Raw genomic sequence first — 14,577 nt, 5'->3', positions numbered from 1 at the left:
GTGTTATCGAGTGGATGTTTTTGATGGGCTCGGCAGCGCTGGCCTGATGGCTAACGCTGCGGGAAAACGAGCCTAGGCACAGGCAATGACCGAAAATAGATTGAGCGGCAGTTAATGAGCAGCAGTCAAGCCATGACCGCACGACAAAACAACTCGCAGTAGCGTACAAGGCATGCGCGACGGCATAGCGTCTGGAGACGATGCAATGAACAAGAATAACCCGTGGAAGTGGCAGGGACGGCTGACGAGTGCAGCGCTCGCGGTGACGCTCGCCTTGGGTGGCGGCGCCGCGTTCGCGCAGGTGAAGATCGGCGTGACGTTATCGGCGACAGGGCCGGCGGCATCGCTTGGGATTCCCGAGAAAAATACCATCGCGTTGTTGCCGAAGGAAATCGGCGGGAAGACGGTGGAGTACATCGTGCTTGACGATGGGTCCGACACCAGCCGCGCAGTGCAGAACACGCGCAAGTTGATCGATGAAGATCACGTTGACGCTATCGTGGGCTCGACCGTCACGCCGAACTCGCTGGCTATGCTTGACCCCGCGAGCCAGAGCAAGACGCCAATGATTTCGATGGCCGCCTCCGCTGCAATCATCTCGCCGATGGACGCCAAGCGCTCGTGGGCGTTCAAGACGCCGCAAAACGACGGCCTGATGGCTGATGCGATTGCCGAGTACATGGAGAAGCATGGCGTGAAGACGGTGGGCTTCATCGGCTTTGCAGATGCTTATGGCGACGGCTGGTATAGCGTGTTCAACACCGCTGCGGCCGCGCACAACCTGAAGATTGTCGCGAACGAACGTTTTGCCCGCACCGATACCTCGGTTACCGGCCAGGTGCTGAAGACCATGAGCGCGAATCCGGATGCGGTGCTGATCGCGGGTGCAGGCACGCCAGCGGCGTTGCCCGCCAAGGCGCTGAAGGAGCGCGGTTACAAGGGCAAGGTCTATCAGACGCACGGCGTGGCGAACAATGACTTCCTACGTGTGTGCGGCAAGGATTGTGATGGCGAATTGCTGCCCGCGGGGCCGATCCTGGTGGCGGATCAATTGCCGGACAGCAACCCGGTGAAGAAGTCATCGCTGGCTTATAAGGCGGCCTATGAGAAGGCGTATGGAGTGGGGTCGGTATCCACGTTTGGCGGTCACGCATGGGACGCCGGGCACATGCTGGAGCGAGCTATTCCCGAAGCGCTCAAGACGGCTCAGCCGGGCACCGAAGCATTTCGCGTGGCGCTGCGCAATGCGCTGGAAAACGTGAAGGACTTGCCGCTTGCGCATGGCGTGATGAACACCACGCCCACCGATCACAACGGCCTCGACAAGCGCGCCCGCGTGATGGTGCAGATTGTCGACGGCAAGTGGAAACTGCAGAACGATTAGTTGTGACATGGACCGCTTGCGCGCCGGCAAATTCGGCGCGTTAGCGTTCTAGCGCTCAGCGTTCCGGGATATCAACCATGGCTTTGAGGCTGCGTTTTTCTCGTAGTACCAGGCTATGTTTTCGATGGGTTGACCCGGCAGCCCCAGTAGCAGGATGCTCCTAAAGAGGCAGTATGGACTTATCGATTGCGGCGATTCTCGCGCAAGACGGCATCACCACGGGCGCAATCTACGCATTGCTCGCGCTCGCGCTGGTCCTCGTGTTTTCGGTGACGCGTGTCATCTTCATCCCGCAGGGCGAGTTCGTGGCATACGGCGCGCTGACGCTGGCCGCGCTGCAAACGCAGAAGCTACCGGCAACGTGCTGGCTGCTGATCGCCATGGGCGTGGGGTGCTTCGTCGCGGAGATCGCGGGCATCGTGCGGCATCCGTCGCGATACCGGCAGATAGGGCGCACGCTCGCCGTGCTGGCGGGCAAATACCTGCTGTTCCCGGTGGCAGTCTATGGGCTGACGCAGAGCGTGCTGATGCAGCCGTTGCCCATGATCCTGCAGGTCGCGCTCGCGCTGCTGATCGTGATTCCGATGGGTCCATTCGTCTACCGGTTGGCCTACGAGCCGATTGCCGAAGCCAGCACGCTGCTGCTGCTGATCGTGGCGGTCGCTGTGCATTTCGCGATGGTCGGCCTCGGCCTCGTGATGTTCGGCGCGGAAGGCTCGCGAACGAATGCGTTCTCCGATGCCACGTTCAATCTCGGCAGCGTGTCCATCTCCGGGCAGAGTCTCTGGGTGGTCGGGACGGCCGCGGTGCTGATCGTTGCGCTCTATTTGTGCTTCGACCGCACGATCTCCGGGAAGGCGCTGCGCGCGACCTCGGTAAACCGGCTTGGCGCGCGCCTGGTGGGCATCGGCACAACCCAAGCAGGAAGGCTTTCTTTCACGCTCGCGGCCGGCCTGGGCGCGCTCTGCGGCGTCCTGGTGGCGCCAATCACGACTATCTACTACGACTCGGGCTTTCTGATCGGCCTGAAGGGCTTCGTTGGCGCAATCGTGGGCGGCTTGGTGAGTTATCCGCTGGCCGCTGCGGGTTCGCTGCTGGTCGGGCTGCTTGAATCGTATTCCTCGTTCTGGGCGAGCGCATACAAAGAGGTGATCGTCTTCACGCTGATCATTCCGGTGCTGCTGTGGCGGAGTCTGGCAAGTCCGCATTCGGACGAAGACGAGGAGTGACGCGATGAAATTCGTCATGCGAAACAAGTTTTTCTGGGTATTTCTGTTGGTCGTATTCGCGCTGCCGGTGCTGCCGCATCCGATCCGCACGCCGGAGTACTGGATCACGCTGCTGAACTACATCGGTTTGTATTCCATTGTCGCTATCGGGCTCGTGCTGTTGACGGGCATCGGCGGGATGACGAGCTTCGGGCAAGCGGCGTTCGTGGGCGTGGGTGCTTATTCAACGGCCTACCTGACGACGCAGTTCGGTGTGTCGCCGTGGCTCGCGTTAATAGTGGGCATGGTGCTGACGGCGCTGATCGCGCTGTTGCTTGGGATGGTCACCATGCGACTGTCGGGCCACTTCTTGCCGCTCGGGACCATCGCGTGGGGGCTATCGCTGTTCTTCCTGTTTGGGAATCTCGAATTTCTCGGCAAATACGACGGCATCAATGGCATTCCAGTGCTCAACCTTTTCGGCTGGCATCTCGAATCCGGGCGGTCGATCTACTACCTGATCTGGGTTGTCGTGTTGCTCGCGGTCGTATCTGTTCAGAATCTGCTTAATAGCCGTCCTGGCCGGGCTATTCGCGCCCTGCGGGGCGGCGGTACGATGGCCGAAGCCATGGGCGTGAATACCGCGTGGATGCGTGTGGTGATCTTCGTCTACGCCGCCGTGCTGGCCGCGATTTCAGGCTTCCTGTACGCGCATTTGCAGCGTGCGGTGAATCCGACGCCGTTTGGTCTCAATCATGGCATCGAGTTCCTGTTCATGGCGGTGGTGGGAGGCGTGTCGCATGTATGGGGTGCGGTGTTGGGCGCGACGATCCTCACCGTCCTGCAGGACTATCTGCAGACCTTGCTGCCTAAACTGCTTGGCTCGAATGGCAATTTTGAGATCATCGTGTTCGGCGTGTTGATGGTGCTGTTGCTCCAATACGCGCGGCAAGGGGTCTGGCCGTTCGTCGCGCGTCTCTTCCCCAGCGGCCCGCGTGCCCGTGCCCCCGAGCACGCGGAAGCGCTGCCGCAACGCCCGAAGCCAATCATCGGCGAGCCTTTGCTGGTCGTCGATAAAGCGCGCAAGGAGTTCGGCGGTCTCGTCGCCGTCAACGATGTCAGTTTTCAGGTGAAAGCGGGCGAGATCATCGGTTTGATCGGACCGAATGGCGCGGGGAAATCGACGACATTCAACCTGGTCACCGGTGTGCTGCAAGCCACAAGCGGCTCGATCACCTTCCAGGGCGAACGTATCGATGCGCTGACTTCACGTGAAATCGTCAAACGCGGTATTGGACGGACGTTCCAGCACGTGCGACTGCTATCGGGCATGACGGTTCTGGAGAACGTCGCCATAGGCGCGCACTTGCGGGGAAAGACGGGCGTCTGGCGCAGCGTCGCGCGCCTGAACACAGCGGAAGAAGGACGTTTGATGGCGGAAGCCGCGAAGCAGATCAAACGCGTGGGCCTGGAAAAACATCTCTACGATGAAGCCGGCAGCTTGGCGCTGGGGCAACAACGAATTCTGGAAATTGCACGCGCTCTATGCTGCGATCCGACTTTGCTATTGCTGGATGAACCCGCTGCTGGTTTGCGCTATCAGGAGAAACAGCAACTGGCGGGGTTGCTGCGACGCCTGAAGGGCGAGGGCATGAGCATCTTGCTGGTAGAACATGACATGGATTTCGTGATGAATCTGACCGACCGGTTGGTGGTGATGGAATTTGGAACCCGAATTGCAGAAGGATTGCCTGAGGATGTCCAGAAGGACCCTGCGGTTTTGGAAGCCTATCTGGGTGGGGTGGACTGATGGCTGATGCAATTCTTCAAGTCGCCGGTCTGTCGGTCCGTTATGGCAAGGTCGAGGCGCTTCACAACGGAAAACTCAACGTAGGCGCAGGGCAGATCGTTTCGGTTATTGGACCTAACGGCGCGGGCAAATCCACTTTGCTCAACGCCATCATGGGCGCACTTCCGTCCACGGGCTATGCGAAAGGGACCGTTCTCTATCGGGGCGAAGATGTCTCTGCGCTGGCAATCGAGAAGCGTGTTTCACGTGGTATGTGTCTTGTGCCGGAAAAGCGTGAGCTGTTTGCGAGTATGACCGTGGAAGACAACCTGGTTTTGGGTGCGTATCGGCGAAAGCGGGCAGGCGAACGCAATTTTCTCGATCAACTCGATCATGTGTTCGACTTGTTCCCGCGTCTGAAGGAGCGACGGAAGCAGACGGCGGGAACCCTGTCGGGCGGGGAGCGGCAAATGCTTGCAGTGGGCCGTGCGCTCATGGGCAAGCCCGATTTGCTGATGCTGGATGAGCCCAGCCTCGGGTTGGCACCGTTAATCGTGAAGGAGATTTTCCACATCATCAGTGCGTTGCGTCAAACGGGCGTCGCTACGTTGCTGATCGAGCAAAATGCACGCGCGGCGTTGCAGATATCGGATTACGGCTACGTACTCGAAACGGGCGAGTTCGCAATGGAAGGGGTTGCCAGCGAATTGGCCCACAATCCGAAGGTTATTGAAACGTACTTGGGGTTGGCGAAGAAGGTTGCATAGCGCATTTGCAGCTCAACGTGTTTCACGTGAAACACGATTTTTTGCGTTAAAGAGTTGTCAATGGATTTCCGCACGATCTAGAGATTCTCGGTACGACTTTGAATTCCAACGAATTTTGATGGCATGTTTCACGTGAAACATGCCATTTTTTTCGCGTTAGCCGTTTGGCCTGAATCTTGGCAAAAGCTAACCGGCTATAATTCTTCGATATCTCTTTCGAAGGTCCGCCACCTCGCGCGGGAACCCATGCTTTATCCAACTGAATTCGATGTGATCGTCGTAGGTGGCGGTCACGCTGGAACTGAAGCCGCTTTAGCCTCAGCTCGAACGGGTGCGGCGACGCTTTTGTTGACCCATAACATCGAAACACTCGGTCAAATGAGCTGCAATCCCTCGATTGGCGGGATTGGAAAGGGCCATTTGGTCAAGGAAATCGATGCGCTAGGCGGCGCAATGGCCGCGGCAACCGATGAAGCGGGCATCCAGTTTCGGATTCTGAACTCATCGAAAGGGCCGGCAGTCCGTGCTACGCGGGCGCAAGCGGATCGCGTTTTGTACAAACAAGCGATTCGGCATCGACTTGAAAATCAGCCCAATCTTTGGTTGTTCCAGCAAGCAGTGGACGATTTGATCGTCGAAGGCGACCGCGTTGTCGGCGCTGTGACGCAGGTTGGCGTGAAATTCCGCGCCAAGGCGGTCGTGTTGACGGCCGGTACCTTCCTCGACGGAAAGATTCACGTGGGTTTGAACAACTACACGGGCGGCAGGGCAGGTGACCCGGCGGCCGTGTCTTTGTCGGCGCGGCTTAAGGAGCTTCAACTTCCGCAAGGTCGGTTAAAAACGGGCACCCCGCCGCGGATTGATGGCAGGACCATCGATTATTCGAAGCTCGAAGAGCAACCCGGCGATCTCGATCCGGTCCCCGTGTTCTCGTTCCTCGGTCGCGTTGAACAGCATCCGCGGCAAGTGCCGTGCTGGGTGACGCATACCAACGAGCGTACGCATGACATCATTCGGGCCGGGCTCGACCGTTCGCCGATGTACACAGGCGTTATCGAAGGCGTCGGGCCGCGCTATTGTCCGTCGATAGAAGACAAGATTCACCGCTTTGCGTCTAAGGATTCGCATCAAATCTTTTTGGAACCGGAAGGCCTGACGACGAACGAGTTCTATCCGAACGGCATTTCTACGAGCTTGCCCTTCGATGTTCAGCTCGAATTGGTTCGTTCCATGAAGGGATTGGAGCACGCGCACATTCTGCGACCGGGCTACGCGATTGAATACGATTACTTCGATCCGCGAGCGCTGAAGGCGTCGTTGGAAACCAAAGCGATTGGTGGGCTGTTCTTCGCAGGACAGATCAACGGCACAACCGGCTACGAGGAAGCGGCTGCACAGGGCTTGCTCGCGGGTCTCAACGCAGCATTACAAGTCAGCGGCAAGGATGCGTGGTGTCCCCGTCGTGATGAAGCCTATTTGGGTGTTTTGGTCGACGATCTGGTCACCCAAGGGGTGTCGGAGCCATACCGCATGTTCACTAGCCGCGCGGAATACCGCCTGTCGCTGCGTGAAGACAATGCCGATATGCGTTTGACCGAAGCTGGCAGGGCGCTGGGCCTGGTGGATGACACCCGCTGGAGCGTTTTCAACGAAAAGCGCGATGCTGTTTCACGTGAAACACAGCGCCTGAAATCGACTTGGGTTAACCCTAAAACGCTGCCCGTAGAAGAAGCTATCGCACTACTCGGTAAGCCGATTGACCACGAATACAGCTTGGCGGATTTATTGCGGCGACCGGGTGTCACCTATGCGGACGTTTGCGCGTTGCGAAATCACACCTCTGGTCCGGAAACACCGCTGGCCCAAGATCCAGTCTTGCTCGGACAAATCGAAGAACAGATCGAGATTGCAGTGAAGTACCAAGGCTACATTGACCGCCAAGCTGGCGAAATCGAGCGCAACGGCACGCACGAAAATACGCGCCTGCCGGAAGGATTCGATTACGCAGAAGTGCGCGGATTGTCCTTTGAGGCTCGCCAGAAACTGATCCAGCACCGCCCGGAGACGATTGGCCAGGCATCGCGTATTTCGGGCATTACGCCGGCTACCATTTCCTTGCTTATGGTTCACCTCAAGCGGGCGTTGGGCCGGCACGATGGCGCTACAGGTCAGGCAGCGGCGTCACATAACAGGGCCGGGCGTGGCAGCGCTCGCTCCGTCTCGTGATGCAGCGTGATACCGGGGACGCCGGGCTACAAAAGCTTCTAAACGAAGGAATCGAGCAACTCGGCATTGCCGTCACGGACGCGCAGCGCCAGAAGTTGCTCGACTACGTGGCTTTGCTGGGTAAGTGGAACGCGGTCTACAACCTGACCGCGATTCGTGATCCGCGCCAGATGCTGATCCAGCACATTCTTGATTCTCTCGCGATCATCCCGTTTATCACACGCCGCACCGGGCCTCAGTCTGCGCTCGATGTTGGCTCGGGTGGCGGCCTGCCGGGGATCGTCATGGCGATCGTCCTGCCCGACTGGCAAGTCACGCTGAACGACATCGTTCACAAGAAAACGGCCTTCCAATCCCAGGCTAAGTTGCAACTCGGACTGATCAACTTGTCGGTCGTGACAGGGCGTGTCGAGAATCTGCACCCCGGTATAGAAGTCCCAGGTCTTTTCGATGTAATCGTCTCGCGCGCGTTCGCAGAGCTCTCTGACTTCGTTACACTTGCGCGTCATCTGGTTGCCGGCAACGGCCGCATCTGGGCGATGAAAGGAATCAGGCCGGATGCCGAGATTGCTCGCCTTCCCGCCGACACGAAAGTCTGCTGTATCGAACGCCTCCGCGTGCCCATGCTCGACGCCGAGCGCCACCTGATCGAAATTGAAATCGGAGCGGCCCCACATTGAACACTGCAGTCGACATCTCACGCGCGCCTGAAATCCAGTCAGGAAAGAAGGGACACATCACGATGGCAAAAATCTTCTGCGTCGCGAACCAGAAGGGCGGCGTCGGAAAGACGACGACAGCAGTCAACCTCGCGGCGAGTCTGGCGGCGCTCGATCAGAGGGTCTTGCTAGTCGACCTGGATCCGCAGGGCAACGCCACCATGGGCAGTGGCGTCGACAAAGCCGCCGTCGAGAACACCGTGTACGACGTACTGGTCAACGGGGTGACGGTGCTTGAAGCGCGTACTCGTACGGACGCGGTCGGCTACGACGTCTTGCCGGCTAACCGCGAACTGGCGGGCGCCGAGGTGGAACTGGTCGGCGTGGAAAACCGCGAACGCGTGCTGCGCAAGGCTTTGACGGAAGTCCAAGCCGATTACGATTTCATCCTCATCGATTGCCCGCCTGCTTTGTCCTTGCTCACGCTGAACGGTTTGTGCGCCGCCCACGGCGTGGTCATCCCGATGCAGTGCGAGTATTTCGCGCTGGAAGGTCTGTCCGACCTCGTCAACACGATCAAGCAGGTCCACGCGAATCTCAACCGTGACCTGAAGGTGATCGGATTGTTGCGCGTGATGTTCGATCCGCGCATTACGTTGCAGCAACAGGTATCGGATCAACTGAAACAGCATTTCGGTGACAAGCTCTTCGACGTCGTCATTCCCCGCAACGTCCGTCTGGCCGAAGCGCCCAGTTACGGTTTGCCGGGTGTCGTGTTTGACCGGGCATCGCGTGGCGCGCAGGCGTATATCCAGTTCGGTACGGAAATGATCGAGCGCGTACGCGCGCTTTAACGGACACAGCGTCAAGATGGCAGAACGAGGAAGCAAGATGAACGCAACGATGAAGAAGAAGGGCCTTGGGCGCGGTCTGGAGGCCCTGCTGGGCGGAAGCTCGGATATCACCGAAGCCGTGCGCAGCGAAGGCCTGCCGAACGTTCTACGCCTCGACTCGATGCAAGCCGGCAAGTATCAGCCGCGTACGCGAATGGACGAAGGCGCGCTGCAGGAACTCGCGGCCAGCATTCGCGCGCAGGGCGTGATGCAGCCGATCCTCGTGCGTTCGATCGGCAACGACCGGTACGAAATCATTGCCGGCGAGCGGCGCTTCCGTGCGGCGAAATTGGCTGGCCTTGAAGAAGTGCCGGTGCTTGTGAAGAACGTGCCGGATCAGGCCGCAGCGGCCATGGCGCTGATCGAAAACATTCAGCGCGAGGATTTGAATCCGCTGGAAGAGGCGCAGGGCATCCAGCGTTTGCTCGATGAATTCGATTTCACGCACGAGCAAGCGGCCGAATCGGTCGGGCGTTCGCGTAGTGCCGTATCGAATTTGCTGCGCCTGCTGAACCTGGCTACGCCGGTTCAAACCATGCTGCTCGCAGGCGATCTCGACATGGGTCACGCCCGCGCGCTACTTGCCGTGGACGCCGCCACGCAGATCCAGTTGGCCAACCAGGTGGTCAACAAGCGCATGTCGGTGCGCGAGACCGAGAAGCTGGTTTCATCGACGACCAAAGAAGCGCCCGCTACGAAAGCGCGCGTCGCGAACGATGGTGGCCGTGACACGCGCCGGCTCGAAGAGGAATTGTCCGACCTGTTGTCGGCGAACGTGAAAATCAAGATGGGCGGGCGAGGGCGCGGCAAGCTGCAGATTGATTTCGGCGATCTCGATGCGCTCGAAGGCATTTTGGGACGTCTGCGCACCGGCGCCGTCAATGGCAAACCGACAACCACGGACAACGCATCCGCAGCGCAGGCATAAGCCGCGATGCAGTCGCCAGCGGGCTCCAAACGCTTACGAACCAATCCTTGGGCGAAAGCCTGGGCGCTTGTCACCAAAGAGCCCGTGCTGGCGATCCTGTTGGTCGCGCTCATCGCGTTGCAGGTGCTGCATCCCAAGCCGTGGGCGTCGTTACCCGCGTTGATCGACTGGCAGACCGTGCTGACGCTTGCCGGCTTGCTGATGTTGACCAAGGCGGTGGAATTGTCGGGTTTCCTGATGTGGATGGCCCACCGCGTTGTACATCGAATTCATGGTGAACGCGGGCTCGCGTTTCTGCTGATCAGCCTCGCTGCAGTGCTCTCGACTTTGCTCACCAACGACGTCGCGTTGTTTGCCGTCGTGCCTTTGACTTTATCGCTGCATAAACTCGCGCCGCTTCCCATCAAGCGGCTGGTGATCTTCATCGCGATCGCCGTCAATGCCGGGTCGATCCTGACACCGCTCGGCAACCCTCAGAACCTGTTCCTCTGGCAGACGAGCGGCGTGTCCTTCGGCGGGTTCGTGTGGGCGTTGCTGCCGTTGTGCGCGGTGCTCATGGTGATGCTCTACGCGTTGGCCGCGGTGATGTTCCACAACAAGCCGCTCGATCTTTCCGGCGATACTGAAGCGCATTCCGTCGATATCCCTCTCTGCACGGTAGCGGGCATTGCGTTCATCGCGTTCGTCGTTCTCGCCGATGCTCATTACGCCGGCATCGGCCTGACCGCTGTCGCGGTGGGCTTCCTCTTGTGGCGACGTCACGTCGTGCTGAAGATCGACTGGTTGCTGCTGCTGATCTTCGTGCTGATGTTCATCGTGCTGCGCAGCGTGGCCGCATTGCCGTGGGTGCATCACGCAATAGCAAGCCTGGGCCTCGATTCGCCACTCAAGGCGTACGCGGCGGGTGCCGTGTTGTCCCAGGGAATCAGCAACGTGCCGGCCGCGATCATGCTCGCGGAGTTTTCGAAAGACTGGCGAGCGTTGGCATTCGGTGTAAGCGTAGGTGGATTTGGCATTGCGATTGGTTCGCTTGCCAATCTGATTGCCGTTCGCTTGTCAGGAGAACGCGGCATGTGGGGTCCGTTTCACCTCATCTCCATTCCATTCTGGATCGTCGCGGCGGCCGTCGGAGCATGGCTCGTTTAATCAGATAAAAATGATGCGGCGCTGGCAATGCGAATCCGCGTCCTGCTGAAAAACGACGTGAAACCGGTGCGCATCCGGCGTTAATCAAACTCTTTGTCGGTACAAGCGAAATCTCCTTTCAGAGACGTGTTTTTAAGGCTCGTCCGCTTGTTTTTTGATGGCCCTAAGCTATTGAATCTGTGACAACAATCGCTTACAATCCCCCGGATTTATCAGCTTGGCGACTCCGAAAGCGCAACGTAAGTATGTGGTTGAATCCAGCCATGAACGAGCGGTAAATGCGTAGGCTGTAACTGACTTTAGTGAGATGTGTGATGGCGGTGCGAGAGCAGGATCGAGCGCCGGAAGGCGGGCAAGATGGGCGCGATTCACGCCCTGCCGCTGATTTGACCGGACACAAGATGTCCAGTTCAACGTCCACCACCACTTCTTCTGGTCAGTCGCGCCACGCATCGGATCATCCATTCGACGATTCGTGGGACGCCGAAGCACAAGATAACAAGACTGTTCCGCTTACGCGGACAGAGGCGGAGACGCTGTTTGGTCCCGGAGTGAGTCGTCCATCGCGTGTCACGCCGTTCAAGGTCGTGGCGGCGCAAATGGTTTTGTCCCTGTGTGCGACGTTGGCATGGTGGCTGTTCTACAGTCCACCGGGTGCCGCTGCGCTGTCCGCGTTCCTCGGGGGAGCGATTTGCTGGGTGCCTAGCGGATTGTTCGCCGCGCGTCTGAAAGCGAAGAGCGGCGCTGAAACCGTCGCAAGCTGGGTGATCGGCGAAGCAATCAAGATGGGCGCGACTATCGCCATGTTCGTGGCGATCGCGTACGGTTTCAAAGGCGTGCTGTGGGTGCCGTTGCTGGTGACGTACCTCATCGCGTTGAAGACGTACTGGATCGCGATGGCCTGGAAATAAGGCGCGCGACATAGAGGGTGCGCGAAGGTGCGCGACATAACGTACCTCGCAGACTTGACGCGCCAGGTAAGTGAAGTGCCAACGGTATCAGAGCAAAATAATACGTGCGGATTTCGTGTCCTGCACGCGGGCCTGCGCCCTGCGAACCGCCAACCATGTGGCGGCTCGAGGATCACGCAGGCGGCGGAAGATTTTCGACAATTTGGGTGGCTTTAAAGTTATGGCAGCTAGCGAAGGAACGCACGCGATGGATCCGTCGGAGTACATCGCGCACCATTTGCAGAATCTTTCCACGTCGCAGCAGACGTCGATTTTCGACATCCACGTCTGGAATCTCGACACGCTTTTCTGGTCGATTCTTTGCGGCATCGTCACCATCGCGATTCTTGGTCTGGCGGCTCGCAAGGCGACGTCCGGCGTGCCGGGCCGCTTTCAGTGCGCAATCGAGATGCTGGTCGAGATGGTGGAAGACCAGTCGAAGTCGATGGTCCACGGCAGCCGCCGTTTCATCGCCCCGCTCGCCCTCACGGTGTTCGTGTGGGTCGCGCTCATGAATTCGCTCGACTTCATCCCGGTTGACCTGCCCACGCGCGTGATCGGCTGGCTGGGTCTGTCGGAGACGTTCCCGCATATGCGCATCGTCCCGACGGCTGATCTGAACGGCACGCTGGGCATTGCTATCGGCGTGTTCGTGCTGATGATTTACTACAACTTCAAGATCAAGGGCGCTGGCGGCTTCGTGCACGAACTGCTGTCCGCTCCGTTCGGCGCGCATCCGCTGCTGTGGATCCCGAACCTTGCACTCAACATCATCGAGTTCGTCGCCAAGACGGTTTCCCTCGGCATGCGGCTGTTCGGCAACATGTACGCAGGCGAACTGTTGTTCCTGCTGATCGCGCTGCTCGGCAGCATGTGGCATTTCGGCGCGGACGCCTCTGTGCTCGGCTTTTTGGGCCACGTAGTTGCAGGGACGGTTTGGGCGATCTTCCACATTCTGATCGTGCTGCTGCAGGCGTTCATTTTCATGATGCTGACGCTGGTGTATCTCGGCCAGGCGCATGACACGCACTAAGCACTCAGTAACGCAATCAGGCAGCAGGGAAGGCTCACGGTAGTTCGGTAAAACGCTGCGGAACAACGCAGCGGCGAACCAAAAATCAGCAGAATCGCATCGAGTTTCAATTTTATAAATCTAGTTCCAAAGTCTTTTTCACATAGGAGTAGTCATGAACGCTTTCATCGCCAACATCCAGGGTCTGACCGCCATCGGTATCGGCATCATCATCGGCCTGGGTGCAATCGGCGCCTGTATCGGTATCGGTTTGATGGGCGGCAAGTACATTGAAGCGTGTGCTCGCCAGCCGGAACTGATGAACCCGCTGCAAACCAAGATGTTCCTCTTGGCTGGTCTGATCGACGCGGCGTTCCTGATTGGCGTTGGTGTGGCAATGCTGTTTGCGTTCGCGAACCCGCTGCTGTCGAAGCTCGCCGCAGGCTGAGGTTCCTCGGAAGTGTGCGCTTAGGCTTTAGGCACTAAGCGCAGGACGGAACGTGCAACGGCGCTTAATCGATGCAACCCTCGATCAAGCGCCTTGCCGTTTCACTCTCCGGATTAGCAACGTTTAAGGAAACACCGTGAATCTCAACGCAACCCTGTTTGCGCAAATGGTCGTGTTTCTGATCCTCGCGTGGTTCACGATGAAGTTCGTGTGGCCGCCGTTGATCAACGCCCTGGATGAGCGCTCGAAGAAGATCGCCGACGGCTTGTCAGCCGCCGAAAAGGGCAAGGCCGAACTCGAAGCCGCACATAAGCGCGTCGACCAGGAACTCGCGCAAGCCCGTACCGACGGCCAACAGCGTATTGCGGATGCTGAAAAGCGCGCAGTCGCCGTCGCCGACGAAATCAAGGCTAACGCCCAGGCTGAAGCCGCGCGCATCATTGCGCAAGCGAAGGCCGACGCAGAACAGCAAGTCGTCAAAGCGCGCGAAGCATTGCGCGGCGAAGTCGCGGCGCTGGCCGTGAAGGGCGCCGAGCAGATCCTGAAGCGCGAAGTCGATCAATCGGTTCACGCCGATATGCTGAATCAACTCAAAACCGAGCTCTGATCATGGCCGAACTTGCAACCATCGCCCGACCGTACGCAGAAGCCATATTCCGCGTGGCCGAAGCGGGTGAGCTCGCCGCCTGGTCTGACTTCGTCGAGGAGCTGGCTCAGGTTGCGCGTCTGCCTGAAGTGCTGTCCATCGCGACGAGCCCGAAAGTGAGCCGCGATCAGGTCAGCGAGCTGTTGTTGTCGGCGGTGAAATCGCCGCTCGCGCAACAGCCGGAGGCAAAGAACTTAGTGCGGATGCTGGTGGACAACCACCGGTTGACGCTGATGCCGGAAATTGCCGTGCAGTTCGACGAGCTGAAGAATTCCCGCGAAGGTGCGGCCGATGCGCTGATTGTCAGCGCATTTCCGCTGGAAGGCGCACAGTTGACCGACCTTGTCGCGAATCTCGAACGCAAGTTCCACTGCAAGCTGAAACCTGCCGTTGAAGTCGATAAGTCGCTGATTGGCGGTGTCCGCGTGACGGTAGGCGACGAAGTACTCGATACCTCGGTCCGCGCGCGCCTCGCCAGCATGCAGACGGCTCTGTCCGCCTGACGCGCTTTTGCGCCGGCG

General features: G+C 58.9%; 14 protein-coding genes. All 14 read left to right on the top strand.

Annotation, left to right across the window (positions count from 1 at the left end; genetic code table 11):
- Positions 1-205 precede the first annotated feature (205 nt).
- The 14 genes from ACSQ36_RS19250 (at position 206) to ACSQ36_RS19185 (ending at position 14,559) form a co-directional block, all read left to right on the top strand.
- On the top strand, positions 206-1,384 hold the full coding sequence (locus ACSQ36_RS19250) for an ABC transporter substrate-binding protein (protein WP_436183028.1): 1,179 nt from the start codon (positions 206-208) through the stop codon (positions 1,382-1,384).
- A 173-nt stretch (positions 1,385-1,557) separates the two neighbouring features.
- On the top strand, positions 1,558-2,613 hold the full coding sequence (locus ACSQ36_RS19245; RefSeq protein WP_436183027.1) for a branched-chain amino acid ABC transporter permease: 1,056 nt from the start codon (positions 1,558-1,560) through the stop codon (positions 2,611-2,613).
- A 4-nt stretch (positions 2,614-2,617) separates the two neighbouring features.
- Positions 2,618-4,402 carry a branched-chain amino acid ABC transporter ATP-binding protein/permease gene (locus ACSQ36_RS19240; RefSeq protein WP_436183026.1) on the top strand — a complete coding sequence of 595 codons (1,785 nt, stop codon included), beginning with the start codon at positions 2,618-2,620 and terminating at the stop codon, positions 4,400-4,402.
- Complete coding sequence (locus ACSQ36_RS19235; RefSeq protein ID WP_436183025.1) at positions 4,402-5,148, top strand: ABC transporter ATP-binding protein; 747 nt, start codon at positions 4,402-4,404, stop codon at positions 5,146-5,148. Before ACSQ36_RS19240 ends, ACSQ36_RS19235 begins: the two co-directional genes overlap by 1 nt.
- A gap of 246 nt (positions 5,149-5,394) precedes the next feature.
- Positions 5,395-7,374 (top strand): tRNA uridine-5-carboxymethylaminomethyl(34) synthesis enzyme MnmG, encoded by a 1,980-nt coding sequence (mnmG, locus tag ACSQ36_RS19230; RefSeq protein ID WP_436183024.1) that lies wholly within the window; start codon positions 5,395-5,397, stop codon positions 7,372-7,374.
- Complete coding sequence (rsmG, locus tag ACSQ36_RS19225) at positions 7,374-8,054, top strand: 16S rRNA (guanine(527)-N(7))-methyltransferase RsmG (RefSeq protein ID WP_436183223.1); 681 nt, start codon at positions 7,374-7,376, stop codon at positions 8,052-8,054. Before mnmG ends, rsmG begins: the two co-directional genes overlap by 1 nt.
- Before the next feature lie 62 nt (positions 8,055-8,116).
- Positions 8,117-8,887, top strand: a complete 771-nt coding sequence (locus tag ACSQ36_RS19220; protein ID WP_213765126.1) for a ParA family protein — start codon at positions 8,117-8,119, stop codon at positions 8,885-8,887.
- Between the two features lie 37 nt (positions 8,888-8,924).
- A complete protein-coding gene (locus ACSQ36_RS19215) occupies positions 8,925-9,854 on the top strand; it encodes a ParB/RepB/Spo0J family partition protein (protein ID WP_213765025.1) in 930 nt (309 codons plus the stop codon).
- A 6-nt stretch (positions 9,855-9,860) separates the two neighbouring features.
- Positions 9,861-11,000, top strand: a complete 1,140-nt coding sequence (locus ACSQ36_RS19210; protein ID WP_436183023.1) for an SLC13 family permease — start codon at positions 9,861-9,863, stop codon at positions 10,998-11,000.
- A 314-nt stretch (positions 11,001-11,314) separates the two neighbouring features.
- The gene (locus ACSQ36_RS19205; protein WP_213765023.1) at positions 11,315-11,911 is read left to right on the top strand and encodes an ATP synthase subunit I; all 597 of its coding nucleotides are present in this window, start codon (positions 11,315-11,317) and stop codon (positions 11,909-11,911) included.
- A 220-nt stretch (positions 11,912-12,131) separates the two neighbouring features.
- Positions 12,132-12,983, top strand: a complete 852-nt coding sequence (gene atpB / locus ACSQ36_RS19200) for a F0F1 ATP synthase subunit A (protein ID WP_213765022.1) — start codon at positions 12,132-12,134, stop codon at positions 12,981-12,983.
- 154 nt (positions 12,984-13,137) lie between these two features.
- Positions 13,138-13,410 (top strand): F0F1 ATP synthase subunit C, encoded by a 273-nt coding sequence (gene atpE, locus ACSQ36_RS19195; RefSeq protein WP_047895197.1) that lies wholly within the window; start codon positions 13,138-13,140, stop codon positions 13,408-13,410.
- A 136-nt stretch (positions 13,411-13,546) separates the two neighbouring features.
- Entirely contained in the window at positions 13,547-14,017 is a 471-nt protein-coding gene (locus ACSQ36_RS19190; protein ID WP_213765021.1) for a F0F1 ATP synthase subunit B, read from the top strand.
- 2 nt (positions 14,018-14,019) lie between these two features.
- A complete protein-coding gene (locus ACSQ36_RS19185) occupies positions 14,020-14,559 on the top strand; it encodes a F0F1 ATP synthase subunit delta (protein ID WP_213765020.1) in 540 nt (179 codons plus the stop codon).
- Positions 14,560-14,577 lie beyond the last annotated feature (18 nt).

The sequence above is a fragment of the Caballeronia sp. LjRoot34 genome (assembly GCF_964253815.1).
Lineage (GTDB): Bacteria > Pseudomonadota > Gammaproteobacteria > Burkholderiales > Burkholderiaceae > Caballeronia.
Note: the sequence above shows the minus strand (reverse complement) of the source record. Positions and strands in the feature narration are given on the sequence as shown.

Excerpts from the sequence above, each read along its gene's own strand:
- ACSQ36_RS19215 (WP_213765025.1), top strand. The coding sequence starts at position 8,925 with ATGAACGCAACGATGAAGAAGAAGGGCCTTGGGCGCGGTCTGGAGGCC.
- atpB (WP_213765022.1), top strand. The coding sequence starts at position 12,132 with ATGGCAGCTAGCGAAGGAACGCACGCGATGGATCCGTCGGAGTACATC.
- rsmG (WP_436183223.1), top strand. The coding sequence starts at position 7,374 with ATGCAGCGTGATACCGGGGACGCCGGGCTACAAAAGCTTCTAAACGAA.
- ACSQ36_RS19220 (WP_213765126.1), top strand. The coding sequence starts at position 8,117 with ATGGCAAAAATCTTCTGCGTCGCGAACCAGAAGGGCGGCGTCGGAAAG.
- ACSQ36_RS19245 (WP_436183027.1), top strand. The coding sequence starts at position 1,558 with ATGGACTTATCGATTGCGGCGATTCTCGCGCAAGACGGCATCACCACG.
- mnmG (WP_436183024.1), top strand. The coding sequence starts at position 5,395 with ATGCTTTATCCAACTGAATTCGATGTGATCGTCGTAGGTGGCGGTCAC.
- ACSQ36_RS19185 (WP_213765020.1), top strand. The coding sequence starts at position 14,020 with ATGGCCGAACTTGCAACCATCGCCCGACCGTACGCAGAAGCCATATTC.
- ACSQ36_RS19235 (WP_436183025.1), top strand. The coding sequence starts at position 4,402 with ATGGCTGATGCAATTCTTCAAGTCGCCGGTCTGTCGGTCCGTTATGGC.
- atpE (WP_047895197.1), top strand. The coding sequence starts at position 13,138 with ATGAACGCTTTCATCGCCAACATCCAGGGTCTGACCGCCATCGGTATC.
- ACSQ36_RS19210 (WP_436183023.1), top strand. The coding sequence starts at position 9,861 with ATGCAGTCGCCAGCGGGCTCCAAACGCTTACGAACCAATCCTTGGGCG.
- ACSQ36_RS19250 (WP_436183028.1), top strand. The coding sequence starts at position 206 with ATGAACAAGAATAACCCGTGGAAGTGGCAGGGACGGCTGACGAGTGCA.
- ACSQ36_RS19205 (WP_213765023.1), top strand. The coding sequence starts at position 11,315 with ATGGCGGTGCGAGAGCAGGATCGAGCGCCGGAAGGCGGGCAAGATGGG.
- ACSQ36_RS19240 (WP_436183026.1), top strand. The coding sequence starts at position 2,618 with ATGAAATTCGTCATGCGAAACAAGTTTTTCTGGGTATTTCTGTTGGTC.